The 12,014-nt window shown below is 60.9% G+C and carries 7 protein-coding genes; 2 read left to right on the forward strand and 5 right to left on the reverse strand.

Going from position 1 to position 12,014, the window contains the following annotated elements; genetic code table 11:
* Positions 1–11 precede the first annotated feature (11 nt).
* Together FGF54_RS16215 and FGF54_RS16220 are read left to right on the forward strand one after the other, a co-directional pair.
* The gene (locus tag FGF54_RS16215; RefSeq protein WP_059758188.1) at positions 12–1,289 is read left to right on the forward strand and encodes an efflux RND transporter periplasmic adaptor subunit; all 1,278 of its coding nucleotides are present in this window, start codon (positions 12–14) and stop codon (positions 1,287–1,289) included.
* Positions 1,286–4,426 (forward strand): efflux RND transporter permease subunit, encoded by a 3,141-nt coding sequence (locus FGF54_RS16220; protein WP_142780415.1) that lies wholly within the window; start codon positions 1,286–1,288, stop codon positions 4,424–4,426. The genes FGF54_RS16215 and FGF54_RS16220 overlap by 4 nt, the downstream gene beginning before the upstream one ends.
* Here the strand turns inward: FGF54_RS16220 and FGF54_RS16225 are convergent.
* The 5 genes from FGF54_RS16225 to FGF54_RS16245 all read right to left on the reverse strand — a co-directional run bounded on the left by FGF54_RS16225 (position 4,423) and on the right by FGF54_RS16245 (position 11,914).
* Complete coding sequence (locus FGF54_RS16225; RefSeq protein ID WP_142780416.1) at positions 4,423–4,983, reverse strand: invasion associated locus B family protein; 561 nt, start codon at positions 4,981–4,983, stop codon at positions 4,423–4,425. The genes FGF54_RS16220 and FGF54_RS16225 overlap by 4 nt on opposite strands.
* On the reverse strand, positions 4,983–9,110 hold the full coding sequence (locus FGF54_RS16230) for an autotransporter domain-containing protein (RefSeq protein WP_142780417.1): 4,128 nt from the start codon (positions 9,108–9,110) through the stop codon (positions 4,983–4,985). The genes FGF54_RS16225 and FGF54_RS16230 overlap by 1 nt, the downstream gene beginning before the upstream one ends.
* A 229-nt stretch (positions 9,111–9,339) precedes the next feature.
* Positions 9,340–9,864 carry a flavin reductase family protein gene (locus tag FGF54_RS16235; RefSeq protein ID WP_003519878.1) on the reverse strand — a complete coding sequence of 175 codons (525 nt, stop codon included), beginning with the start codon at positions 9,862–9,864 and terminating at the stop codon, positions 9,340–9,342.
* Positions 9,864–10,757 carry an aldo/keto reductase family oxidoreductase gene (locus tag FGF54_RS16240; RefSeq protein WP_142780418.1) on the reverse strand — a complete coding sequence of 298 codons (894 nt, stop codon included), beginning with the start codon at positions 10,755–10,757 and terminating at the stop codon, positions 9,864–9,866. The genes FGF54_RS16235 and FGF54_RS16240 overlap by 1 nt, the downstream gene beginning before the upstream one ends.
* Positions 10,757–11,914 carry an LLM class flavin-dependent oxidoreductase gene (locus FGF54_RS16245; protein WP_142780419.1) on the reverse strand — a complete coding sequence of 386 codons (1,158 nt, stop codon included), beginning with the start codon at positions 11,912–11,914 and terminating at the stop codon, positions 10,757–10,759. Before FGF54_RS16245 ends, FGF54_RS16240 begins: the two co-directional genes overlap by 1 nt.
* Between the last annotated feature and the right edge of the window lie 100 nt (positions 11,915–12,014).

A 12,014-nucleotide genomic window follows, 5' to 3' on the forward strand; every position in this document is an offset into this window, starting at 1 on the left:
GGAATCGTCAGATGAAACGTTTCTGGACCGCTCTCAGCGTTCTTGCCATCGCAGCCGCCGGTGCCTGGTATTTCAAGGATCGCCTGCCGCTCGATCAAGTCCCCTATCTCAAACAATTTGCCAGCGTGTCTCCCAGGGCCGACGCCGAAACGGCGACGCAGTCCTCCCAAAGCGGCCAACCAGCCCGGCAGCAGGGACAAAGACAGGGCGGAGGGCGGCGCAATGGCGGGCCACCCACCGTCAGCACCATCGCCGTCGGCAAGGCGACGCTGCCGATGGATGCAACGGCGACGGGCTGGGCGGTTGCGGCCGACATTACCAATATCGCGCCGCTTCAGGCCGGCCTCGTCATGGAAATCGAGGCGAAGGACGGTCAGCATATCAAGGCGGGCGACCTTATCCTCAAGATGGATGACCGCATCGCCCGCGCCGCTGTCGACAAGGACAAGGCCAATATCGCGGCCGATCAGGCAACGCTGGAGCAGACGGAGGCCGCCTTCCAGCGCGCCGCCAACCTCGTCAAGCAGAGCGCGGAATCCCAGCAGGTGCTGGATCAGGCAAGGGCGGCGCGGGATAGCGCCAGCGCCAAGATCGATGCCGACAAGGCAACGCTTGCCTCCGACCAGGTGACGCTCGAGCACATGGAAATCCGCGCCCCCTTCGATGGGCGGCTCGGCGATATCAGCGTCAGCCCCGGCGCCTATCTCAGCGCCGGCGTCAATATCGTGACGATCACCAAATACGATCCGATTTCGGTCAGTTTCCGGCTCTCGCAGCGCTATCTGCCGCAATTGCGCGAAGGCGTGGCGAAGGATACCGCAGTCGATGTCGACCCCGCGGCGACGGGGGGCGAACCGATGAGCGGCGTACTGCGGTTCTACGACAATACGGTGGACCAGACCTCCGGCACGGTGCTGGCCAAGGCGGAATTCAAGAACGATCGCGGTCTTTTATGGCCCGGCCAGTCCGTCAACGTCACGGCCCACTTCGTGTCGGACGATGAAATGATCGTCGTACCGACGGTTGCCGTGCGGCCGGGGCCGAAGGGCAATTTCGTCTATACCGTCGATAGCGAGCATCATGCCCATATGACGCCGGTGGAAGTCGCCCGCTCGAACGGCGATCTTACCGCCATCGCAAGCGGCCTCAATGGCGGCGAGCATGTGATTATCGAGGGTCAATCCGAACTTGCCGACGGCCAGTTCGTTGTCGAGCAATTTTCCGACAAGGGCGGCGCGGCCGGCAATCTGGCCGCCAATATTCCGCAGGAGAAGGTTGGCGACCAATGATCCCCAATTTCTGCATCAACCGGCCCGTCGCCACCACGCTTCTCGCCATCGGCCTGGTGCTGGCCGGGCTTGCCGGCTTCCGCCTGCTGCCCGTCGCCGCCCTGCCGAAGGTGGATTTCCCGACGATCAACGTTTCCTCGTCGCTGTCAGGTGCTTCGCCGCAAACCATGGCCACATCGGTCACCACACCGCTGGTCAAGCAGTTCGAGACCATTCCCGGCGTCAGCGAAATCAGCGCCACCAATACGCTCGGCAACAGCTCGATCGTGCTGCAGTTCGATCTCAACCGCGATATCGATGCAGCGGCAGCCGATGTACAGGCCGCGATTTCCCGCGCACAGCGGCAATTGCCGAGCAATATGACGACAACGCCGAGCTATCGCAAGACCAACCCGGCCGATGCGCCGGTGCTGCTGCTGGCCGTCAACAGCAAGGAGATGCCGACCAGCAAGGTCGATGAAATCGCCGAGAACATCATCTCGCCGCTTCTTTCCACCATATCGGGCGTCGCGCAGGTGAGCATCTATGGCGCGCAGACCTATGCCGTGCGTATCGGCCTCGATCCGGCCCAGCTTCAGGCAAGAGGGCTCGGCGTCGACACCGTCACCACCGCCATCGCCCAGGCGAATAATCAGGTGCCCGTCGGGGCGCTACAGAACGACAATCAGCGCCTGACGATCGAGGCCGATACCCAGCGCACCAATGCGGCCGCCTTCCGCTCGCTGGTCGTCTCGACGAATAATGGCGCGCCGATCCATCTCGGCGATATCGCCAATGTCACCGACAGCATCGACAACACCAATGCCGGCAGCTGGTTCGACGGCGAACAGGCCATCGTTCTCGCCGTGCAGCGCCAGCCGGACGCCAATACGGTCGACGTAGTGGACGCCATCAAGGCCAAGCTGCCGGCGCTTCACCAGCAATTGCCGCCTTCGGTCAATATCAACGTCATGAATGACGCCTCGACCGCCATCAAGGACGCGATTTCGGACGTGCAGTTCACGCTGTTTCTCACCATCGGGCTGGTGGTTGCGGTCATCTATCTCTTCACTGGGCACCTGACGGCGACCATCATTCCGGGTCTTGCAGTCCCCCTGTCTCTCATCACCGCCTTCGGCATGATGTATGTTCTGGGCTACAGCATCGACAATATCTCGCTGCTCGGCCTGACGCTTTCGGTGGGGCTGGTGGTGGACGACGCCATCGTCATGCTGGAAAACATCCTGCGCCTGCATGAAAAAGGCCTGCCCATGCGCGAAGCGGCCCTTCAGGGCGCGGCGGAGGTCAGCAGCACCATTCTTTCCATGTCCATCTCGCTGGTTGCCGTCTTCATTCCCATCCTGTTGATGGGCGGGGTTATCGGCAGGCTCTTCAACGAGTTCGGCATGGTCGTCACGCTCGCGATCATGGCCTCGGCGCTGGTCTCGCTGACGGTGACGCCGATGCTCGCTTCGCGCCTCTCCGGCCACTCCTCCAGACCACCGGCGATCATCCGCTGGTTCGATGCGGGTTTCGAACGCACGCTGCGTGCCTATGGCCGCGCCGTCGGCTGGTGCCTCTCCCATCGCCGCATCGTTTTGGCATCGTTTCTCGCTTCGGTCGCGGCATCGCTCTATCTCTTCGAAACCCTGCCCTCCAGCTTCTTTCCCCAGGAAGATATTGGCCGTCTTTCCGTTTCGACGCAGGCGCGTGAGGATATTTCCTATACGGCGATGCGCGATCTCCAGGCTCAGGTCGCCGATCAGATCCGCAAGAATCCGGCCGTGGTGCATGTCACCTCCATTGTCGGCGGCAATTCACGCAATCCGCTGAACAACGGCTCGATGTTCGTGGAGCTGAAGCCCAAGGAAGAGCGCGCGCCGCTCAGCCAGGTGCTGGCGGAACTGGGGCAGGCCACGTCGAAAGTGGCGGGCATCCGCACCTATATCAATCCGCAGCAGAGCCTGCGTTTCGGCGGGCGCAGCTCCGCCAGCCAATACCAGCTCGTCGTTCAGGGCCTGAACGCCGACACGACCAATGAATGGTCGAACAAGCTGATGGAGGCGATGCGCCGCGACCACACCTTCACCTCCGTCACCTCGGACGCCCAGAACGGCGCGATCGCCGCAACGATTTCCGTCGACCCGGAAAAGGCCGCCGCCTTCGGCATCACCAATGACCAGTTGCGCAAGACGCTGGAAATGTCCTTTGGCGGTTATACGGCGGCACAGATCCAGTCGACCGGCGACAGCTACGACGTGATTGTGGAATTCGACAGCTCGAAACCGTGGAATGATGATTTCCTCAGCGATATCAACATTCTTTCGGCGAAATCGGGCGTTCTGGTTCCGCTTTCAAACTTCGCCAGCCTCACCCGCACACAGGCGCCTGTTACCATCAACCAGACGGGCCAGCTCGTCTCCACCACCATCTCCTTCAACCTGCCGGATGGCGTGGCGCTGTCCGATGCCACAAGCCGGATCGATCAGATCAAGAGCACGATAGGCCTGCCGCAGGATGTGTTCACCAGCTATGGCGGCACGGCGGCGATCTTCCAGCAGAGCCAGGGCAATACCGGCATCCTCATTCTGGCGGCGGTGCTAACCATCTATGTGGTTCTCGGCGTGCTTTACGAGAGCTTCATCCACCCGCTGACCATCCTCTCCGGCCTGCCGGCGGCGGCCTTCGGCGCGCTGGTGGCGCTGAAGGTGATGGGCATGGATTTCTCGATCATCGCGCTGATCGGCCTGCTGATGCTGATCGGCATCGTCAAGAAAAACGCGATCATGATGATCGATGTCGCGGTGGAACTGATGCGCGAAAAGGCCGAACCGCCCGCAACCGCCATTCACGAGGCCTGCGTGCGCCGGTTCCGGCCGATCATGATGACGACCTTCTGCGCGCTGCTTGGGGCGCTTCCCATCGCGCTCGGCTCGGGCGCGAGTTCGGAACTGCGCCAGCCGCTCGGCATCGCCGTGGTCGGCGGCCTCATCGTGTCGCAATTGCTGACGCTGTTCATCACGCCCGTCATCTTCGTGGAAATGGGCCGGTTCGGCCATTTCCTCACCGGGCTGTTCTCCCGCCGGAAAAAGGCGGAAAAACACGCCGAACCGCAGAAGCCAGAAGGGACCGGCGAACCGGACTCCGTTGCCGCTTAACGCAGATTTTCGAGGCGCTTCAGCGCCTCGGCAAATCCCTTGCCCTGCAGCTGGAACGAAATGATGCGCCCCTCGAGATCAGGGGCCTCAATCGTCAAGGTCTGCTCCGCCTTCAAAGCCGACACGAGTTCCACGAATGGCGTGAAGGAAACAATGCAACCCACCGGCAGACAGGTGCTGACCTGTACTTCCTGCAGCCGAATATTTCCGGATTTCACCGAAAAAAGCTTCGTGACCGCCAGACCGAAAGGCATCACCAATGCGCCGGAAAGCCTTTCCGGCCTTGCCGCATCGTCCAGCCGGAATTCGGCGGACATGGCCAACTTTCGCGTTTTTTCCTCGAGCTGTATCTGGGCGATGGCGCAGAGCGGTATTGGGGTTGCAGCAGCATCCCCTTTTTTCGCAAGCGCCGCGCAGGCGACCTGCCAGCTACCATAAACCTCATGCAAGGGCGCAGCCGTCTTCGCAGCCTCCTGCGCAGTCGAACCATTCGCTCCACCGCTGGCGGCGAGAATAAGCAGGAATGCTTTCCAGAGCCGGTTTAGAGTGCACGTCATCAGAAACGAACTCCCAGCTCGGCAAAGGCGGATTGCTCCAGCACCCCCGCTCCGAAAACTGCGCCATAACGGAATGTCAAAGTGGCGAAGGGATTGAGATCATAGCTCAGGCCGACATTCAGCAATGCCGCATCGCGTGCCGTCGCAGCACTTGCGACGGAAAAGCCGCTGCCGCCATCATAAAACAATCTGCTCTCCAGGGTCCGATCGCCATAGCCATGTCGCCACGCCACGTCGAACATCGCCCGCCCAAGCCCACCCTCAACGGCGAAATCGCGACCGATGCGCGCGCCGAGCGTGGTATAGAGCTGGCCGTGGTTTGCCGGGCCGGACGAAACGGCGGCAATGCCGCCAACCTCCCGAAAAGCATCCGTATGGGTGTTCACGTAGCTGATATTGGCATAGGGCTCGACATGGGTCGGGTCGAAGTCGAAACGCCAGGCCGCTTCGGCAAAGGCCTGCGTGGTGGAGGCATCGTAACCGGCAGCGAGTTCCCCCTTCAGTGTCGAAAACGAAATCGCCCGTTGGGTTTCCACATTCTGGAAGGCGTGAATTGCGCCGAAGCGCAGGGAAGTGGGTCCAATCGCCGTGCCCGCATAAGCGGCGAGATAATAGCTGTCCACATTCGCCGAGGCGGCGAGGTCGATCTGGCTGACGGTGTCGTGACCGTAACCGGCGGCCAGACCCGTGCGCCAGCCGTTGTCCCAATCTCCATCGACACCGAAAAGAACGCCGCCACCCTTGGTCTCGACAGAAAAACCATGACCATCGCCACCGAGACGACTGCGCGAGCCAAAACCACTGGACCAGAAAGTGAGGTGGTCTTCGCCGATATTCTCTGGTTGCCTTCCGCCTGAACCGGCAAGGGGCAAAATCGGTCGCGCATCGATGCCGTTAAAGGCGCTGCGCATCCTGTCGAGAATAACGTCGCGCGTCAGCTGGCTACGGCTTATCAATGCCATTGCAAGCGAAGGCTGGAGTGCACCGGCAAGCTGCGAGAAGGCGGATTGGGCTTCTCCCTGCTGAAGAAACACGGCTGCCTGATAAAGCGGCGCAGCCTCCCCGAGCGCCTCGACAGCATTCGCCGCGCCCGCATTTTCCGTCGACGTCGCGGAGGCAAGGAGCCCTGCCTCCGGCGATGTCCGGGTGAAGGAGAGATAAGCGGTACCGCCATCGGTGCTCTTGGTTACGCTTGCGATCAAATAGGCGAAATTTTCATCTATGCTGGAAAAAACGCCGCTAACGCCGCCCGTCGCCGTTAAGATGGTGTATCGTGTGCCGAGACTATAGGCCGAATGGCTCGAAAGCGTCGTGACGACGAGATTGACATTGTTGCCGATGGTGATCGTGCCATTGACATCGAGCCTGTCGGAATTGCCGGACGCATCGATTTCGACCGCATAGACCGAGCCGCTGGCGAATGTCACATCGCCGGTGGAGGTGAGCGTGCCGACGGAATTGCCTGGCGAAAGCGTGCCGCCGGAAGCAACGGTCAGGCCGCCAATGGTGCCGGAACCGCCAAGCGTCGCCCCGTCATCTACGAAAACGGTGCTGACAAGCGAGCCGTTGACGCTGAGCTTGCCGGACGAAACCTCGGTAACGCCGGTATATGTGCTGTCGCCGCTAAGAACCAGATTGCCATCGCCCGTCTTCTCAAAAGCGCCGGTGCCACTGACGACATTCGAAAAAATCCCCGCACCCTCCACGACGAGTTGCGCATTATTGATGATTTCTCCCGAACCGAAGCCTGTCGCCCCTCCCGTCAATGTGCCGGCCGCAATCGCGGTGCCGCCGGAATAGCTGTTGTTCCCGGTAAGAACCAGATTCCCGCTGCCCGTCTTCTCAACGGTGCCGGAACCGCTGATGACATTCGAAAGCGTACCCGCCCCATCCACGACAAGCTGCGCATCGTTGGCGATCCTGCCCGAACCGAAACTCGTGGCGCTTCCCTTCAGCGTTCCGCCCGAAATCGTCGTGCCGCCGGAATAGGTGTTGTCACCGTTGAGGATAGTGACGCCGTTTTCCGCATCGACATGGCCTGCACCGGAAATATCGGCGGATAAGGTATAATTCGTCTCGGAATGGTTGAGCACGATGCGGCCGTTGCCGGCGCCGAAGGTGATTGTGTCAGCTTCCACGGTTCCGGCGGCGTAGGCCGTCTGTCCTGCGGTTGCACCAATATTCAGCACACCGGTCGAGCCTGCCTCGAAAGCGATGAAGATGGTCGTCGCCGCCAGTGAGCCGTCGCCCGCCACTTCCACTGTGCCGCTGCCGCTGGAGCCAATCGTGAGAGCATTGCCGATCTCAACGCGCGACCCCGTGCCGATCACATGCAATGTGCCGCTCGATCCCGCCTTCGTGCCCAGATAAAGCTGATAGGCATCGAGCGAGGCCGCGTCGGATACGATTAGGCTGCCGGAGCCATCGTAACCGACGTCCATATAGCCGGAGTAGGCAAGACTATTGTCGACCTTTACCGTAACCTCCGAGCCAGCTCCGCGGATCATCAGCGAGCCGGAGGAACCTTCAAGGGCACCCAGCGCGAGCTGTCCCGCCTGAATGCCGCCGCCATCGGTGACAGAAACGTCTCCCATGGTGCCGCTCTGATGGCCCACAATCAGGGTTCTGCCCAGCGTCCATTTTGACCCGCCCCCGGAGACGGTCACGGACGATATCGAACCGCTAAGCTGCGCAACATATCCGCTATCGCTGATGACAACGCCGTCCGCCTCGATATGGAGCGAAGCCTCGCCAGCGCCGCCGACATAGAGGTCGCCGGCATTGCGCAGGATGCTTCCGGAACCGGAAACCGTGGCGCTGCCGCTGCTGCCGGGGTTTACCGCGAGGACCGTGGTGGCGGAATCGACGACCCCGCCGCCGCTTACGCCCAGCGAGCCGATACCGTCGATGCCGACACCAAGACCGGCACTTCCGACCGTCCAGCCAGAACCGCCGCCATCCACGGTGACTGCTCCCGTCGCGCCCGTAACGATACCGAGGCGCGCGGAAGTGCTCTCCACCTTACCGCCCGTCGTGACCTCAAGCCTGCCGTTGCCTGCGGGTTCGGCAGGATCGGAAGCATCGCCGCCGATCAGCAAACCATCTGTCGTCCATTTCGTGCCGCCACCTTTTATTGTGACAGAACTCCCCGAATGGCGGCCGATAACCACGGTCCCGCTGAGAACGGCCGCCGCCGTGCCGACCGACATAGTTGCGGCGCCCATATTGCCTACGACCAGCGTGCCTTCCGTTTTCAGCAGGGAACCGGCGCCATCGATATTGAGCGCACTTCCGTCCGCCGATTCGAGATTGCCGACGATCGTGTTGCCCCGGCTCGTGACCGCCCCGCCGCCGACAATGGTGAAAATCCCCCTGCCGCCGTTGCCGATAACCATATTGCCGGAAGCGGTCAGGCTGCTGTCCTGCCCCTTCACGGTGGCTTGATTCTCCCCAGCCCCATCGGCCACGACCAGCTCGCCGGTTTCCAGACGGCTTGCATCCAACACCTCCAGCAGATTGAAGCTGCCGCCATACCCCACGAAAACCGTGCCGGAATTTTCGAGGCTGGACGAATTGTCCAGTACGAAGGCGCCCTGTCCCGTATTTGTCTCGCCGATATAGATATTTCCGCCGGAAACCGCCGAGCTGCCACTGAGACGGAGGTCGCCGATCCCTTTGCTACCCACCGACACATTGCTGTCATTCGACCATGTCGCACCGGAAAAATCCAACCTGCCGGAAAAGCCGGCCGAGGACCCGAGAGTAGTGGAAACTGTCGACAGCGCGCCATTCACCGACATCGTTCCTCCGGCGTCGACCCCGATGACCAAACCATCGAGATTTACGCTTGTTCCAGCCGCAATCGTCGGCCCGGCGGAGTTGATGCTAGCGGTATCGTTTGATCCAGGAACGCGCGTATAACCGTACCAACTGGAGGCCAGGAACCAGTCATCCGTCGGCGATCCGACCCAGACGACCGTTTCCGCCAGAGCGGACGGCGCAAGCACTGCGGAAAACGCGAGCGCGAAAAAGCTCGCCTGTCCCTTCCCCGAACAGCCCGACGTAACCGTCGCGCTCAGGCCGGTCTTCGGCGGCTTACCCCTGTCACGGCAAAAACAACCGGACATTCTATCTCCCTTACCGGCGCCTCGCTCCCGATTCGGCGAATCATCGTCACAATCAACTCAATTAGCCTATTTTTGAAAAATGATTGTCAGTAAAAACTGAACAAACTGTATTTTTACTGATGATAAAAAAACAAAAACGGAGCACGACGGGCGCGCTCCGCAATACTGATGAAATATTTCTGTAATAATATTCTTTTTAAGCAGCAGGTAAAATACTATCGGCCTCTGCCTATTGCCGTGAAAACCGGCCAAATGCTCCGCCCGAAAAGCACAGCGGGTCCCCGTCGCGATGGGCGGCGCGCAGCACCTCGCCGACGATGATGGTGTGGTCGCCCGCATCGTGGGACGCCGCCTGCCGGCATTCGAAACGGGCAAGCGTGCCGGGAATGACGGGAACGCCCTCGTCGTTCATTTCCCAGTCGAGGTCGTCAAAAGCGCGGCCGTTGCGGGTGAAGCGGGCGCTCAGCACATCCTGATCGGCGCTCAGCACGTGGATGGCGAAATGGGTGGCGCCGCTGAAGGCCTGATAACGCGACGAGCTTTTGGCCGGCGACCAGAGTACCAACGGCGGATCGAGCGACACGGACGCAAAGCTGTTGACCGTCATGCCGATCGGCCCTTCCGGCGTCGTGGCGGTCACCACCGTCACACCTGTCGTGAAAGCGCCGAGCGCATTGCGGAAGCTGCGGCTGTTTTCGCCGCCGGGAACGAATACATGCTCATTGGGCATTTTGATCGCCTCTGCCACTGTCATCACGGCACCTCTTTTCCAAGCGCAAGGGTGTAGAGTTCGAACCACGTCTGGCGGTCCATCGTCACGCGAAGCGCATCGGCCGCCGTTCTGATACGCTCGATATTGTTGGTGCCGAGCACAGGCACGATTTTGGCCGGATGCCGCAAAAGCCAAGCGATCGCCACTGCCGTGGCATCCACGCCCTGCTCATTGCCGATGCGCTGCAAGGCGGCCATGGTGCCGCCATGAGCACCGGAGAACAGCGAGCCGCCGCCAAGCGGCGACCATGCCATCGGAGAAACGCGCTTTTCCTGCAAGAAGGCCAGATCGCCATTGGTGAAGCAATCCGTGGCAAGAAGGCTCATTTCGATCTGGTTGGTCACGAGCCGGTTGCTCATCGCCGATTGCAGCAGGGAGAAATCCCACGGGCGAAAGTTGGAGACGCCGACGGCCTTGACCTTGCCGGATGCCACCAGCGCATCGAGTGCCTTGCCGGTTTCTTCCGCATCGATCAACGGATCGGGACGGTGAATGAGCAGCAGGTCGACGTGATCCGTACCCATGTCGCGAAGCGACGCCTCGACCGAGGCGTTGATGTGGCCGGCCGTCGTGTCGTAATGCTTGACGCGGGCGGCGGAGTGACGGCCTGCAGGTGCTACGATGCCGCATTTGGTGACGATTTCTATTCTGTCACGCAGCCCCGGAGCGGCTTTCAGGCCGGCCCCCAGAATGGCTTCCGCCGTGTATCCGCCGTAAATATCGGCCTGATCCATGGTGGTGATGCCCTGCGCGAGGCAAGCCTCGATCTTGGCCTGCACGTGGGCGGGCGAGGTATCGGCATCGTCACCGATGCGCCACATGCCGTAGACGATGCGGCTGAGTTCGAGTTTGTCGGAAAGAGCGATACGTTCCATCAGTGGCGTTCCCCGTTGCCGAGCGGCGTGGCCGGCGTTTCAGAAGGCACCCGGCCATAGGCATGTGGCAGGGAGCAGGTTTTCATCTGCGGCAGAACCTTGGTGCCGAAGTGCTCCGCCTCATCGAGATGCGGATAACCGGAAAGGATGAAGGCGCGAATGCCCATCTTCTGGTATTCCTCCAGCGCCGAAAGCACCTTGTCGGTGGAACCGACCAGCGCCGCACCGCAGCCCGAACGCGCCCGGCCGATGCCGGTCCACAGATTGGGTTCGACATAACCGAACTTATCGGCGAGTTCGCGGGCACGCGCCTGATGCGACACGCCGAGCGAGCCGCTGTCATGCGCGCGGTTGCGGATCAGCTGCCCATATTCGTCATCGAGCTTCGAAACAAGATGTTCGGCATATTCGCGGGCTTCCTGTTCGGTATCGCGCACCACCATATGGACACGCAGGCCATAATCCAGCGTGCGGCCATGGGCGGCGGCGCGTTCATTTGCGGCACGCATGCGGTCCGCAAGCTGGTCATTCGTTTCCGGCCACATCAGATAGACATCGCATTGCGCGCCGCAGAGTTCCAGCGCATCCGGCGAGTAGCCACCGAAATAAAGGAGCGGTCCGCCATTTTGCTGGTACGGCCGTGCCGGCTCGGTGGAGACGCCCTTGAACTGGTAGATTTCACCGTCATGGTCGATGGTGTCGCGCGTCCAGGCCTGGCGCAGAATCTCAACCACCTCATGGCTGCGCTTGTAACGAAACGCGCTATCAGCCACTTCGCCGGGGAAATCGGAGCTGATGACGTTGAGCGTCAGGCGGCCCTTCAACATGTGGTCGAGCGTCGCCACCGTGCGCGCCAGCATGATCGGCTGCATCTCGCCGCAACGGATAGCAGCAAGAAAATTGATGCGGTCGCTGATCGGCGCACAGCCAGCGACGAAGCTCAGCGTATCCTGCCCCACCTGATAGGATGAAGGGCAGAGGATGTTGCGGAAGCCGAGTTCTTCGGCCTTTTTGACGATATCGGAACAATGCTCGAAACTGGAACGCAGGCTGCCATCCGGCACGCCAAGATAGGCGTAGTCATCGGAACACAAAGCGGAAAACCAGGAGACCTCGGCAGCATCGAGATCAGCGGATGTAACGGGTACGACGGTCATGCAATTCCTCCTCAGGGCCGCTCTCGTTTTTCTTGCATAACATCAAGAAATATGTAAATCAATGATGTATCAATTTTTGTTTCGGGGGAGGAAACGGCAT

The sequence above is a fragment of the Agrobacterium sp. T29 genome (genome assembly GCF_006970545.1).
GTDB lineage: Bacteria > Pseudomonadota > Alphaproteobacteria > Rhizobiales > Rhizobiaceae > Agrobacterium > Agrobacterium leguminum.